At 74.4% G+C, this 14229-nt stretch carries 11 protein-coding genes; 3 read left to right on the forward strand and 8 right to left on the reverse strand.

Features of this window, described 5'->3' with window-relative positions:
• Positions 1 to 27 precede the first annotated feature (27 nt).
• The 8 genes from VF746_23110 to VF746_23145 all read right to left on the reverse strand — a co-directional run bounded on the left by VF746_23110 (position 28) and on the right by VF746_23145 (position 7415).
• On the reverse strand, positions 28 to 1677 hold the full coding sequence (locus VF746_23110; GenBank protein HEX8695320.1) for an ABC transporter substrate-binding protein: 1650 nt from the start codon (positions 1675 to 1677) through the stop codon (positions 28 to 30).
• Positions 1678 to 1741: 64 nt separating this feature from the next.
• A complete protein-coding gene (locus VF746_23115; protein ID HEX8695321.1) occupies positions 1742 to 2581 on the reverse strand; it encodes a lipoate--protein ligase family protein in 840 nt (279 codons plus the stop codon).
• A gap of 131 nt (positions 2582 to 2712) precedes the next feature.
• On the reverse strand, positions 2713 to 3126 hold the full coding sequence (locus tag VF746_23120; protein HEX8695322.1) for a hypothetical protein: 414 nt from the start codon (positions 3124 to 3126) through the stop codon (positions 2713 to 2715).
• Positions 3127 to 3155: 29 nt separating this feature from the next.
• Positions 3156 to 3890, reverse strand: coding sequence for a hypothetical protein (locus tag VF746_23125; GenBank protein HEX8695323.1), 735 nt, complete (start codon positions 3888 to 3890; stop codon positions 3156 to 3158).
• A gap of 93 nt (positions 3891 to 3983) precedes the next feature.
• Positions 3984 to 5204 (reverse strand): hypothetical protein, encoded by a 1221-nt coding sequence (locus VF746_23130; GenBank protein HEX8695324.1) that lies wholly within the window; start codon positions 5202 to 5204, stop codon positions 3984 to 3986.
• Positions 5205 to 5303: 99 nt separating this feature from the next.
• Positions 5304 to 5993, reverse strand: coding sequence for a metal-dependent hydrolase (locus tag VF746_23135; protein HEX8695325.1), 690 nt, complete (start codon positions 5991 to 5993; stop codon positions 5304 to 5306).
• A 111-nt stretch (positions 5994 to 6104) separates the two neighbouring features.
• On the reverse strand, positions 6105 to 6497 hold the full coding sequence (gene gcvH / locus VF746_23140) for a glycine cleavage system protein GcvH (protein HEX8695326.1): 393 nt from the start codon (positions 6495 to 6497) through the stop codon (positions 6105 to 6107).
• 246 nt (positions 6498 to 6743) lie between these two features.
• Positions 6744 to 7415, reverse strand: coding sequence for a hypothetical protein (locus tag VF746_23145; protein ID HEX8695327.1), 672 nt, complete (start codon positions 7413 to 7415; stop codon positions 6744 to 6746).
• Positions 7416 to 7858: 443 nt separating this feature from the next.
• Here VF746_23145 and VF746_23150 point away from each other — a divergent pair, with 443 nt between their 5' ends.
• From VF746_23150 to VF746_23160, 3 genes are read left to right on the forward strand one after another with little or no spacing between them, the layout of a single operon-like run.
• A complete protein-coding gene (locus tag VF746_23150; GenBank protein HEX8695328.1) occupies positions 7859 to 9022 on the forward strand; it encodes an HlyD family efflux transporter periplasmic adaptor subunit in 1164 nt (387 codons plus the stop codon).
• Complete coding sequence (locus VF746_23155; protein HEX8695329.1) at positions 9019 to 11802, forward strand: ATP-binding cassette domain-containing protein; 2784 nt, start codon at positions 9019 to 9021, stop codon at positions 11800 to 11802. The genes VF746_23150 and VF746_23155 overlap by 4 nt, the downstream gene beginning before the upstream one ends.
• Complete coding sequence (locus tag VF746_23160; protein HEX8695330.1) at positions 11799 to 13934, forward strand: ABC transporter ATP-binding protein; 2136 nt, start codon at positions 11799 to 11801, stop codon at positions 13932 to 13934. The genes VF746_23155 and VF746_23160 overlap by 4 nt, the downstream gene beginning before the upstream one ends.
• The last annotated feature ends 295 nt before the right edge of the window (positions 13935 to 14229 follow it).

The following is a 14229-nucleotide window of genomic DNA, read 5'->3' on the forward strand; positions in this document are numbered from 1 at the left end:
GGACTAAGGACTAAGCACTAAGCACTATCACCGCCGACGGTCGGCCGGGATCCACCAGTCCCGGATGTTGACGATCTTGCTGCGGACGTCCGTCTCCACGTTCCTGAGCCGCTGCCCCACCCCGGCCAGGTCCTCGGTCCAGTACAGGAAGGTGAGCGGCTGGTCCTGCTGCAGGAGCCGCGAGAAGCGGTCCCAGACCTGCTTGGCCTGCGCGGCGTCGGTGGTCGTGAGGCCCTGCTGCATCAGCGCGTCCGCCTGTGGGTTGCAGTAGCCGGTGCGGTTGGCCGAGTTGGCGACGCGGGCCTGCGCGCAGGAGAAGATCGGGGTGGGGTCGACCTTGAAGGTGTCGAGGCTCCAGTTGGCGATCACCGCCTCGTAGTTGCGCGCCTTGTACTGCTGCAGCATCGACTGGAACTCCTGGGTGCGCACCTCCACGCCCACGCCCACGGCGGCGAGCTGCTGCTGGATGACGGTGGCCATGTCCTGGTGCAGCCGGTTGGCCGAGTTCACCAGCAGGACGAAGCGGAAGGGCTTGCCGCCCTTGTCCAGGACGCGGTCGCCGTTGGAGTCGGTCCACCCGGCCTGCTGCAGGAGCTGCCGGGCCTGGGCGGCGTCGAAGGGGAGCGCGCCGATGTCGGTGTACATCGGGCTCCACGACGGGATCACCCCGAAGGCGGGGACGGCGAAGCCCGGCAGGAGCGCGTCGATGATCTGCTTGCGGTCGATCGCCATGGTGAGCGCGCGGCGCACGGCGGGGTCGCGGAAGAGCTCGTGATTGCCGTTCCAGGCGATGAAGGTGAACTCGCGCGACGGGTAGTGCCGGAGCTCCACCCCCTGCCCCTGCTGCTGGCGGATCTGCTGCGCCTGGTCGGGCTGCAGCGTGTAGCCCACCATGTCGGCGGCGCCGGAGAAGAGCTCGGTGACCATGGTGGTGGCCTCGGGGACCACCCGGAAGACCACGCGGTCCAGGTTGGGGCGGCCGCCGAGCCCGGCGGGGAAGCTCGGGTTGGCGTCAAGGGTGAGCGACTGGTTGGGGCGCCACTCGGCGAACTTGAAGGGCCCGCTCCCCACCGGGTTGCGGTTGTAGGCGTGCTGCGCGAGCCCCGCGGGGGTCACGCCCTGCAGGAGGTGCTTCGGCAGCGGCGGCCACCAGAAGCCGTCGAGCGCCTGGGCGTGCGGGGCCACGAAGTCGAAGCGGATGGTGCGCGGGTCCACCACCGTGGCCGACTTCACCATGTTGAGGTACGCCGAGCCCAGCAGCGACCCCGAGGTGGTGTCCTTGGCCAGGTCGAAGGTGAACTTGACGTCCTCGGCGGTGACGGGCTGCCCGTCGTGCCAGCGGACGTCGGTGCGGAGCGTGAAGGTGACGCTGCTGTCGGAGAGCTGCCAGCTCTCGGCCAGCCAGGGCTTCGGGGCCAGCTTCTCATCGTACTGGATGAGAGGCGTGAACAGCATGTGCTTGATGACGTCGTCGGTGGCGAGGTGGGTGTTCACCACCGGGTTGAACGCCTGGAAGTCGGCCGACACGTCGATGACGGCCGTCCCCCCCGGCTGCGGCGGCCCCGCATCCTTCTCCTTCCCGCTGCCTCCGCGCTGGTCTCCGCCGCCCCCGCACGCCGCCGCCAGCAGGAGCGCGCCCGCGGCCAGCCACGCCTTCGCCCGTCTCGCTGCGCTCATCCCTTCCCCCCCGTCCTCGTCCGGATCCCGCGGCGAGCCCCCCGGCCCGCCGTGCCAGGCGGCGTCACAGATGCCAGGTCCATGCCGGATCGGCGTAGCGCCCGGCGATCCGCCCCGCGCGCTCCGCCTCGGCCCCGGTGAGCCCGCCGGGAGAGAGCTCGATCCCCAGCGCCTCCTCCCACCCCGCGGCCAGCGCCGCGGTCAGCTCGTCCCATCCCGGAGCGCGCCCCAGCAGCGCCGCCAGGCTCGCCGGCGCGCCGTCCGCCGGCGGCTCGCGCTCCGGGCCGCCGGCGTCCCGGTCCCCGGCGGCGAGGACGAAGGAGGCGAGCGCCGACTGGTCGTCTTCGATGGGGAGCGAGCCGTGCTGGAGCACCACGTCACCCAGGCGCCGCTGCGCGCTCCCCACCAGCTTGCGCCCGGCGGCCACCACTTCGCCCTCGACGGGGAGCGCGAAGCAGGGGGCGAGCGAGGGGCCGGGCGCGCGCGTCTGCGTGGCCGGCTGCAGCGCGGCGGGCGCGCCCAGGCGCGCGAGCCCCGCCACCAGCGCGCCGTTCATGGCGGCGTAGGCGGCGCGGGGACCGCCGGACCACGACGCGGGGAAAGCCGCCGCGTAGGTCAGCTCGCGGTGGTGCAGCACGGCGCGCCCGCCGGTGGGGCGGCGCACCACGTCGATCCCGCGCGCGGCGAGCGCCGCCAGGTCGTAGCGCCCGCGCGCCGGCTGGTGCCGTCCGAGGGAGAGGCAGGCCGGCCGCCAGCGGTAGAAGCGCAGCACGGGCGCGCCGCCCTCCGCGACCGACTCGGCGAGGGCCTCGTCCACGGCCATGTTCCACGCGCCCGGCGCCGGGGGCGTGTCGAGCAGGCGCCAGCACGGACGCCCGCGCGCCGCCTCGGTCGGGGGGTGCATGGGGCCCGACGATAGGCGGCGCGCGGGGTGGAGTCAAGGCGGAGTCACCGGCTTCAGGGCCGGACGTGAAAACAAAGGAGCGGCAGGTCCGCTGCCGCTCCACGCTCGTCTCCACCCGTCCAGGCCGGTCGTCAGCCCGCTGCCCTCAGGAGGTCGGCCAGGGGGAAGCGGCGCAACTCCAGGTTGTAAGCCGGCGCGCCGCCCTCCCGGCCCAGCAGGTCGATCAGCCGGCGCGCGGCTTCGCTCGCGTACCAGCGCCGGAACTCGGCCTCGTCCTCGAAGACGAACTGCGCCACGAGCCGGGCCTCGGCGCGGTCCTCCGGCTTCTCCACCGAGAGGCTGGCCAGCCGCGGCTCGGCCGAGAGCCGCTCGAGGAGGGTCGCCGGCACCGCCGGTGCGCCGTCTCCGCGTACGATGGTGGAAAGGGTGTAGACGACCACCGTCCGCGTGACCGGCTGCGGCCGCTGCTGCGCCGCCCCCCGGGCCGGACCGGTGGCGGCGAGCAGAGCCGCGAGGAGCAGGGCGACACGCCAGAGAGATTTCATGAGCCTGGGCTCCATGGTCGGTCCGGCGGTCAGCCGGGGACGTTCGGCTTGATCTGCTTGACCGTGCAGGTACAGACGCAGTAGACCTTGTCGCAGCAGGAGTAGTAGCCGTCGTCGCAGGTCACGGAGCAATTTCCTCCGCCCGGACAGTACGTCGAGCAGGAGGTCGAGCCCACCCCGCCCGACGTGCAGACCGTCTGGCTGAACAGGGGTGATGCGGCGTCCGCGGGCTGCCGGGAGCACCGGCCGAGCGCCTGTGCCGCGTCGGACGAGGCCGACACGGGCACCTGCCACTTCCCGGTCCGCCGGGCCAGCCCGTATCCCGTCCAGGTACGGCCGACCGCCACGTTCGAGCTCGCCAGCCGCCCTCCGGGACCGCCGACCTTCGAGCCGAGGAACAATCCGGCGACGTACGCGTTGCCCGACGCGGAAGTGACCACCAGGCCCGCCGGGTCCGCCACGACTCGCGCGCGCTCGACGCGCGTGAATTCCGGAACCGACGTTGCGTAGCCGCGCTGGAGCACGAAGGCCACGTCCGCGTACCCATCGGCCGGGGCGCCGCGCTCTCCCCCATCGACCGCGACGACGATGTCGCTGCTTCCCGGCAGCGGGTACAGCACGACGGAGCCGTACAGGACCTCGGTGCCGGAACGCTGCGCTGCGCCGGCATCCAGGGATTGCGGCTCCACGGCAACGGGTGGGCCCATCTCCTGGCAGCCGGAAAGCACGGTTGCGCAAACCAGGATTGGAATGAGTCTTTTCATGGAACGAGCGGAGCAGAGTTGTCAAGGGAAGCTTATGTTCACAGTGTACGACAACTCACGTTTCATGTCAACAATTTTGAACCGAATCAGGAGCTATTCGCCGGCCTCCGGTTTCCGAAGCGGGTAGACGCGTACTTCCTCAATCCCCGTATCCGGTGCCTGCCGGACTCCGAGAACGTAGTCCGCTCCGACCTCCAGCACCCGGAATCCTGCAGGGACTTCCACCGTGCCCAGCCACACGCCGTCCGGGTCGAAGACGCTCCAGCGGAACCGCGGATCGTCGTCCGCTTTCGTCTCGAGCACCCACAGGCTGCCTTCCGCGTCCACCAGCATCCGTCCGTGCGCCGGCTTGCGGTCGGGGAAGGGTATGCTGGCCAGGACTCGCTCCAGGCGCGCGCGATCCGGTCCCGAGACTCCCTCCAGCATCTGCTCGCGATACTCCCGCACATCCTCGTCCGTCACGGCGACCGGCTCCTGCCGCTTCCGGAACACGGCCTCCAGTCTCCCGTCCGGCCGGAACCGGCGGACCTCGAACGCATCGGCGGCCGAATAGTAGAACGCGTCGCCGCCGACCGCCGTCTGTGGAGCGGGCGCGAACGGGCGAGCGTACGCAGAGACCCCGGGCCCGTCCTTCACGTAATAAGCCTCTCCGTCGAAGAACGACCCCAGCTTCCGGACCGGCGAGCCGTCCAGCGCGGCGCGCGCATAGGTCGCCTCCCGCCGGTCGAGGCCCTCGCGGGTGTCCGGAGAGAGCTCGGCGCCCGCCTTCACCAGCACGCTCCCGTCGGCGAAGCGCCCGAGCAGCAGGGTGGCGCCGGGCCGGCCCTCCACGACGGGAAGCGGAAGCGTGGCCGCAACGCGTCCGTCCGGAGCGAAGACGGTGAACCGCCGCTGGATGGCGTCGTACGCGATCAGCGTGTCTCCACCGGCCGCCCACAGCCGGTCCAGCCCCTCGAACTCCCCGGGCCCGCTCCCCCGACGGCCGAGCGTGGCGGCGTGCTCCCCGGCGGCGGCGTAGATGCGGATCTCGCCCGTCCCGCCGTTCGCCACGGCGATGCGCCCGCCACTGAGCCGGACCGCCGCCTTCACGTTGTCGAGCAGGTACTCCGGGGGGCCGTCCTCCACGCCGATCACCACGGAGGGGGTGTCCGCCACCCGCCAGGCGGAGGCGCTGTCCCAGGCGGGCGCGGCGCTCTCGACGATGCGGACGTCCGCGCTGTCGCGGACGACGGACGAGCCTCGCGCGTCGACGCCACGGTCGCAGGCGGCCGGGACGAGGCAGGCGATCAGCAGGCCTGGGATCTTGAGTCGCATGGAGGACGAGGGGAAACTGGAGCGTTTTTCGGCACGAAAGCCGCGCCCATGGAGCCACGGAGAAGGGCCGCGCTCACGACGCGGCCCTTCCGTGTGGAATCACACCGTCAGCGTGCCTCCGGGCTGGAGCACCTCGACGCGGGCGCGGTCGCCGACGAGCTGGCGGAAACCGTCGGTGCTCTGCTCGATGAGGGGGAAGGTGTCGTAGTGCATCGGCACCACCACCTCGGGCTGGATCATCTCCACGGCGCGGGCGGCGTCTTCGGGGCCCATGGTGAAATTGTCGCCGATGGGGAGGATCGCCACGTCCACCGAGCCGCGCAGGAGCTGCATGTCCATGATCAGCGCGGTGTCGCCGGCGTGGTAGATCCGCTGGCCGGTGTTCAGGCTGATCAGGAACCCGGAGGGGTCGGTGGTGAAGGTGCCGTCCTTGTCGCCGTCCACGCTGCCGGTGTGGAGCGCCGGCGTCAGCTTCACGCGCCCGAAGTCGAAGAGGTGCGCCCCGCCGATGTTCATCCCGTGCCCGTTCTTGGCCCCCTGGCTCTGGCAGAACGACACCAGCTCGAAGGTGGAGACGACCGTGGCGTCGGTCTGCTTGGCCAGCTTCACGCAGTCGGCGAAGTGGTCGAAGTGCCCGTGCGACACCAGGATGTAGTCGAGCTTCCCGACGTCCTTCACCTTGATGTCGGACTTCGGGTTCTCGTCCAGCCAGGGGTCGATGATGATGCGCGTCCCCTCGTCGGTCTCGAGGGTGAAGCAGGAGTGCCCGTGCCAGGTGAGCGTCGCCATCGGTTTGGTCTCCGGGTCAGGGACGGAAGTGCGAAAGTGCGAAAGTGCGAGCGTGCGAGAGTGCCGTTCTACTTTCGCACTTTCGCACTTCGCACTCTCGCACTGCTGTTCTCAGGCGTCGCCGATGAGCTGCTTGTACGCGGCGGCGTCGAGCAGCGAGTCGACCTGGGAGGGGTCGGAGGCGCGCAGCTTGATCATCCACCCCTCGCCGTAGGGGTCGCTGTTGACCAGCGCGGGGTTGGCGTCGAGCGCGCCGTTGGCCTCCACCACCTCGCCCGTGACCGGCGCGTACAGGTCGGAGACGGCCTTCACCGCCTCGATGGTGCCGAAGGAGGCCATCTGATCGAACGTCTGCCCGGCCTGCGGCAGCTCCACGAACACCACGTCGCCCAGCTCGCCCTGGGCGTAGTCGGTGATCCCCACCAGGTAGACGCCCTCCTGGTCGGTCTTCTTCAGGTACTCGTGCTGCTGCGTGTAGCGCAGGTCGTCCGGGACGTTGGCCATGGGTCCTCCACGCGGATTCCGGTCCAGAAGTCGGGGAGGGTCAGAATACGCGCCGGGCAGGCGGACGGAAAGTGCGAAGTGCGAAGTGCGGGGTGCGAAGTGCGCGGGACGAAAGAGAAGCGCCGGGACCCGGCGAGGGCCCCGGCGCCGCGGCGGCGCGGGAGAGGGTTACGCGAAGCTGCGAGAGCGCGGTTCTACTTAGCACTTAGCACTTCGCACTTCGCACCTCGCACTTCGCACCGGGGTTCAGCGGATCGGGATGCGCAGGCCGAACGTGAGCGGCCACTCGGTCTGGCCGTAGCTCGTGAAGCGGGTCGACTCCAGCTTGAACTCGCCGGTGTAGATCCCGCTCTCCACGTACAGGCCGTAGCGCCCGACGTCCCACTCCAGCCCCGCCCCCAGGTGGAAGACGGGCGCCGTGTAGTCCCGCGCGAACGGGTCGTCGCCGGCGGCGCCGAGCTCCTCCTGGTCGAAGTCGTAGTGCTTGACCCCGCCGCCCGCCACCAGGTACGGGCGGACGTCCAGCACCCGCGGGGCGCGCACCACCGCGTCAAGCGTCAGCAGCGTGACGGAGGTGCGGCTGCGCGTGGTGAAGTCCTCGTCGTCGGGCCGCAGCACGGGGCGCGAGTGGAGCACGCTCCCCCGCAGGTCGATGAACCGCACCGGGGTACGGAGCTCGGCGGCCAGCCCCAGCACCGGCGCGCGGGTGAGCGTCGCGTAGTTGCCCTGCGCATGCTGCCCCAGGACCGTGAAGCCGCTGCTGCCGAGGCTCGGCAGCAGGTGGATCGATGCCCTGCGTGCCCCCGGCGTGGTGTCGGGCGGCTCCTGCGCGGCCGCCGCCCCCGCGAGCGCGAGGAGGGCGAGGGCGAGGGCGAGGGCGAGGGCGGCGGGCATCGCACGAACGAAGGTTTTCTGCATAGAGGTCTCCCTTCCGAAGGGTGACTGCCGGCCCGTGCCGGACGGCGCGGGCCGCCGCGCTGCCGCGGCGCAACACACCCTGCGGGAAGCGCCGGGGTTCCCCGCGAAGGACAAAATGGGACCGGGCGTGTCGCCCCCACACGGCGTTCGTCCCACGACGCGGACGCTTTGCAGCCGCCGCCTGCGTGCTCGTCCCCTGCCCGCGCATCTCGTCCCATCATCGTCTCCGGGTGTTTTCCGCCGATGCAGATTCGAGCGTGGGGCCGTGCGCGCAGCGAGCGCCGACCGCGAGCGCCGGTGACGAGCGCCGATTAGCGAGCGCCTGAAGACGCTCGCTGGAACTACGGGAAGCCCTTCGGGCTGATCGGCGCGACCTCCGGCACCGGCAGCGAATCTCGTCTGCTCCACTTTCGCACTCTCGCACTTCGCACTTTCGCACTTCCATGGCCGTTCCGTTTTCACGCACGACGCGGGCGCTGCGCGCGGATGGGGCGCGGCGCTCCATCGCGCTTCAAGTAGCCGGCGTGCTGCTGCTGGCGGCGTGGGCCGCGTGGCTGGCGGCGGCGCGGCTCACGCTCTACGAGACCTCGGCGGGGGCGCGGGTGGAGGCCGGGCGCGCGGTGCACCCGGTGGACGCGGCGGCCGGCGGACGCGTGGTGGCCGCGCCGGGGCTCAGGCTGGGCGCGGCGGTGCGCGCGGGCGAGGTGCTGGTGGTGCTGGACGCCGGCGCGGAGCGGATCGAGCTGGAGCGCGAGCGCGCCCGCCTGGCCTCGCTCGCGGCGCAGCGCTCGGCGCTCGTGGCGCGGCTGGGCGACGAGGGCGGCGCGCTCGCCCGCTCCCGCGAGGCGCTCGCCGCCGCGGCGCGCGAGGGGGCGGCGCGGGTGCGCGACGCGGAGGTCGGCGAGCGGCTGGCCAGGAGCGAGGAGCAGCGCGCGGCCGCCCTGCACGCCGCGGGCACCCTCGCCGACGCGGAGCTGCAGCGCGCGCGGGCGGCGGGCGACCGGGCCGCCTCCGCCGTCGACGCGGCGCGCTCCACGGCGGCGCTGGAGGAGGCGCGCGGGCGGCAGGCGGTGGCCGAGGCCGAGGCGCGGCTGAACGCGCTCCGCGGCGAGATCGCCGCGGCCGAGGCCGAGGCCGCGCGGCTGCGGGCGGCGGAGCGGCGGTGGACGCTGGAGGTGGAGCGGAAGACGATCCGCGCGCCCGTGGACGGGCGGCTCGCGCGCGTCGAGCCCCTGCGCCCCGGCGGCGTGCTGGCGGCGGGCGCGCGCGTGGCGGAGGTGGTGCCGGACGGGCGGCTGCGCATCGTGGCGGAGCTGCCGGTGCGCGCGACGGGGCGGGTGCGCGCGGGGCAGACAGCGCGGCTCAGGCTGGCCGGCTTCGAGCCCACGCGCTACGGGAGCGTCCTCGCCCGCGTGGCGCGGGTGGGGACGGAGCCGCGCGGCGGCCGGGTGCGCGTGGAGTGCGAGGTGGTCGACGCGCCTCCGGCCATCCCCCTCCAGCACGGGCTGGCGGGGACGCTGGAGATCGCGGTGGCGCGGGTGACGCCGGCGGCGCTCTTCGCGGGCAGGGTCGCCCGGGCGCTGCGCGGGGAGGAGGAGGCGCGGTGAGGCTGCCGTCGGTTGACCGCCCGCGCCGGCTGCTGGCGCCGGAGGTGATCCAGAGCTCGGCGCTGGACTGCGGGCCGGCGGCGCTGGCCGCGCTGGCGGCGGGCTTCGGCATCCCCGCCGGCTACGGCCGCCTGCGCGAGGCCTGCCAGACGGACGTCGACGGTACGTCGATCGACTCGGTCGAAGTCGTGGCCCGCCAGCTCGGGATCGACGCGGAGCAGGTGATGCTCCCGGCCGACCACCTCCTCCTCCCCGAGGCGAACGCGCTCCCCGCCATCGTCGTCGTCCGCAACCCCGGGGGGACCACGCACTTCGTCGTCGCCTGGCGGGCGCACGGGCGGGTGGTGCAGGTGATGGACCCCGCGGTGGGCCGGCGCTTCCACTCCCGCGCGAAGTTCGTCTCCGACCTCTACATCCACGCGCTCCCCGTCCCCGCCGCCGCCTGGAAGGAGTGGGCGCGCGGCGACGAGTGCACCGCCGCGCTCCGGGCCCGCCTGGCGCGCCTGGGGTTGCGGCGCGAGGCGGAGTCGCTCCTCGCCGAGGCCGCCGGCGGTCCGTGCTGGCGCGGGATGGCGACGCTGGACGCGGCGGTGCGGCTCACGGCGTCGCTCGCGGCGGGGGGCGCGCTCGCACGGGGGGCGCAGGCGGGGCGGGCGCTGCGCACGCTGGTGGACGACGCGCTGGCGCTACCGGAGGGGGAGGAGACGGAGGTCGTCCCCGCCGCCTACTGGATGGTGCGCCCCCACCCGCCGGGTCAGGACGGCGAGGAGCGGCTGCTGCTGCGCGGCGCCGTGCTCGTCCGCGCCAGGAGGCTCGTCGACCGGGAGAAGGCGGCCGCCTCGGGCGCCGAGCTGCCGGAGCCGTCGCGCGAGGTGCGGGCGGCGCTCGAGGAGCCGCGGACCAGCCCGGGACGGCGGCTCCTCGGCTTCCTGCGCGAGGACGGCGCGCTCGCCCCGGCGGTGCTCGCCGCGGCGCTGGCGGCGTCCGCGCTCGGCGTCGTGCTGGAGGCGCTCGTCTTCCGCGGGCTGCTGGACGCCGGGCGCGAGCTGGGGACGCCGCTGGCGCGCGGGGCGGTGTTCGCGGCGGCGGTCTTCCTCTCCCTCGTCCTCCTGCTGCTGGACTGGAGCGGCGCCCAGGGGCTCCGGCGCGCGGGGCGGCACCTGGAGGCGCGGCTGCGGGTGGCGTTCCTGGCGAAGCTGCCGCGCCTGGGCGACCGCTACTTCCACAGCCGCCTCACCAGCGACATGGCCGAGCGCGGGCACGCCGTCCACGCCCTCCGCTCGCTCCCCGACCTGGCCGGGCGCATCGTCCGCACGGCGTGCGAGCTGGCGCTCACCACGGGGGCGATCGTCTGGCTGGACCCGCGCAGCGCCGTCCCCGCTCTCATTGGTGTCCTCATCGCGCTCGCCGTCCCCTTCGCGCTGCACGGCTTCGTGGCCGAGCGCGACCTGCGCGTGCGCAGCCACCTGGGGGCGCTCAGCCGCTTCTACCTGGACGCGCTGCTGGGGCTCACGCCGGTGCGGGCGCACGGCGCCGAGCGCGCCGTCCGCCGCGAGCACGAGATGCTGGTGACGGAGTGGGCGCGCGCCAGCCTGGGCCTCTTCCGCGCGCTGGCCGCCGCGGGGGCCGTCACCGCGGCGGCGGGCTTCGGCGCGGCGGCGTGGATCGTCCTGGCGCACGCGGCGCGCGAGGGGGCCTCGGCGGAGCTGCTCCTGCTGGCGTACTGGGCGCTCTCCATCCCCGTCCTGGGCCAGGCGCTGGGCCTGCTGGCGCGCCAGTACCCGATGTACCGCAACGTCGCGCACCGGCTGTTCGAGCCGATCGATGCTCCTGAGGAGAAGTGCGTGAGTGCGGAAGTGCGTGAGTGCGTTAGTGCGAAAGTGCGAGAGTGCGAAAGTGCGAAAGTGGGGGATGGCGATGCGCCTCGGCCCACCGTGCCGTTGCGCACTCACGCACTCACGCACTCACGCACTGGGGTTGAAGTTGAAATGCGCGGGGTGCGGGTCGAGGCGGCGGGGACCATCATCCTGCACGACGTCGATCTCACGATCCCGGCGGGGAGCCACGTGGCCATTGTCGGGGCGAGCGGGGCGGGGAAGTCGAGCCTGGTGGGGCTGCTGCTCGGGTGGCACCGGCCGGCGCGCGGCGTCGTCATCGTCGACGGCGAGGAGCTCGACGCGGAGACGCTGGCGCGGCTCAGGGCGGAGACGGCGTGGGTGGACCCGGCGGTGCGGCTCTGGAACCGGCCGCTGGCGGAGAACCTCCGCTACGGCGCGCCGGCGGGGTCGCTGCACCGCGTGGGCGCCGCCGTGGACGCGGCGGACCTGCGCGGCGTGGTCCAGCGCCTCCCGGCCGGGCTGCAGACGCCGCTCGGCGAGGGCGGCGGGCTCGTCTCCGGCGGCGAGGGGCAGCGGGTGCGCTTCGCCCGCGCGCTGCTGCGCCGGGACGCCCGCCTGGCGATCCTGGACGAGCCGTTCCGCGGGCTGGACCGCGAGCGGCGGCGCGCGCTGCTGGCCCGGGCGCGCCGGGCCTGGCGCGGCGCCACCCTCCTCTGCGTCACCCACGACGTGGGCGAGACGGCGCGCTTCGACCGCGTGCTGGTGATGGAGGACGGGCGGGTGGTGGAGGACGGCGCCCCCGCCGACCTGGCCGCGCTCCCCTGCTCGCGCTACCGCGGGCTGCTCGACGCCGACGCCGAGGTGCGCGAACGGCTCTGGTCCGCCGCGCGCTGGCGCCGCCTGGTGCTGGCGGACGGCACGCTGCGCGAGGAGGACCGGTGAGCGCCGCCGCGCGTCTGGCCTGGGAGCCCGCCGCGCTCGCCGAGGCGCTGCCGCTCCTCCTGCGCGGCGCCGGGCTCGCCGCGGACGCGCCCGCCACGCTCCCCCCGCCGCCCGCAGCCGGCGCCTCCGCGCACGAGGTGGAGCGCTGGCTCTCCGCCGCCGTCGAGCCGCTGGGGCTGGAGGCGGAGCCGGTGGACAGCGCCTACGCCGAGGTGGAGGGGATGCTCGCCGGCTGCGCGCCCGCCCTCCTGCACGTCCCGTCGGGGGAGGGGGAGCGCTACCTCGCCGTCGCCCGCGGCGGGCAGCGGGAGGTGCGCGTGCTCGCCCCCACGCGGCGCGTCGAAGCGCTCCCCGTCGCGGAGCTGCGGGCGGCGGTGTGCGGGCCGATCGAGCGGCCGCTGGCGGAGGGAGTCGACCGGGTGCTGGCGCGCGCGGGCGTCCCCGCGCGGCGGCGGGAGCGGGCGCGGGCGGCGCTGCTGGCGGAGCGGCTGGGCGCGCGGCGGGTGGGCGGCTGCTGGCTGCTGCGCCCGCGGCCCGGCGCTCCGCTGGCGCGGCAGGCGGCGGAGGGCGGGCTCGGAGGGCTGCTGGCGCGGCTGGTGGCGGCGCACGCGGCGGAGTACGCGCTCTGGCTCGCCGCCTGGGCGCTGATCGGCGCGGGGGCGCTGTCGGGGCGCATCGACCGCGGCTGGCTGGCCGGGTGGGTGCTGGTGCTGGCGGCGGCGGTGCCGCTGCGGGCGCTCTCCACCTGGTGGCAGGGGCTCCTGTCGGCGCGCGCGGGCGTGCTGTTGAAGCGGCGCCTGCTGGACGGCGCGCTCCGGCTGCGGCCGGACGAGATCCGCCACCAGGGCGCGGGCCAGCTCCTGGGGCGCGTGGTGGAGTCGGAGGCGGTGGAGGCGCTGGCGCTCTCCGGCGGCTTCGCGGCGGTGCTGGGCGCCATCGAGCTGGCGGCGGCGCTCTTCGTCCTGGCGGCGGGCGCGGGCGGGTGGCCGCACGCGCTGCTGCTCCTGGCCTGGCTGGGCGTGGTGGGCGCGCTGGCGTGGCGCTACCACCGCGTGCGCAGGCGGTGGACGGGGGCGCGGCTGGAGATGACGCACGACCTGGTGGAGCGGATGGTGGGCTACCGCACCCGGCTGGCGCAGGAGGAGCCGGAGCGCTGGCACGATGCCGAGGAGGAGCAGCTCGACCGCTACCTGGACCGCTCGGCGCGGATGGACGGCGCCGCCGCGCGGCTCTCCTCGCTCGCCGGGCGCGGGTGGCTGGCGGTGGGGCTGCTGGGGCTGGCGCCGGCGTTCGCGCGCGGGGGCGGCGGCGCGGCGGAGATCGCGGTGGCGCTCGGCGGCGTGCTGCTGGCCTGGCAGTCGCTCGCCCGCCTGGCCCCGGCGCTGGCGCAGCTCCCCGATGCGGCCATCGCCTGGGAGCGCGTGGGCGAGCTGTTCCGCGCCGCCGCGCGCACGGAGCCGGTGGGCGCCTGGGAGGCGCGGGCCATGCCCGGCGCATCGTCGTCTCACGAAGACGAGGCGGCGCCGGTGCTGGAGGCGGCGGGGCTCGGCTTCCGGCACGGCGGGCGGGGGGCGCCGGTGTTCGAGGAGGTGGCGGTGCGCGTCGTGCGCGGGGACCGCGTGCTGCTGGAGGGCCCGTCGGGCGCCGGGAAGTCGACGCTGGCCTCGCTGCTCGCCGGGCTGCGCGAGCCGGAAGCGGGGTCGCTGCTGCTGGGCGGGCTCGACCGCTGGACGGTGGGCGCGGCCGAGTGGCGCCGCCGGGTGGCCGCCGCGCCGCAGTTCCACGAGAACCACGTCCTCACCGAGACCTTCGCCTTCAACCTGCTGATGGGCCGCGGCTGGCCGCCCTCGCCCGACGACCTGGAGGCGGCGGAGGAGCTCTGCCGCGCGCTGGGCCTGGGCGAGCTGCTGGACCGCATGCCCGCGGGGCTCATGCAGATGGTGGGCGACGGCGGATGGCAGCTCTCGCACGGGGAGAAGAGCCGCCTCTTCCTGGCCCGCGCGCTCCTGCAGGGCGGCGACGTGGTGGTGCTCGACGAGAGCTTCGCCGCGCTCGACCCCGGGAACCTCGCCCGCTGCCTGCGCGTGGCCGTCGAGCGCGCGCCGTCGCTGCTGGTCATCGCCCACCCGTAACCATTCGTCGCGACAGCGCTTGGGCCGCCTGTCGGATCGTCCCGCATCTCCCCGCCACGTCCCTCCTTACGGCGCTTCGGACCATCGCCGTTCATCCCCCGCTTCCGCCTGGCGATCTTTCCTCTGGCGGCGCGCACCTCCGCGCGCCGCGGGCTTCGTCCACCGGAGCCTGAGACCACCACGCCGCACTCCAGGAAGGGAGGCTCCGATGCACGCACGGACCAGCCTCCGCGCCGGCTCCCGCGGCACCATGGACCCGAACGGCTGAAAGAGGATCACGATGAAGACGTCCACG

It is taken from the genome of Longimicrobium sp. (assembly GCA_036389795.1).
Taxonomy (GTDB): domain Bacteria; phylum Gemmatimonadota; class Gemmatimonadetes; order Longimicrobiales; family Longimicrobiaceae; genus Longimicrobium.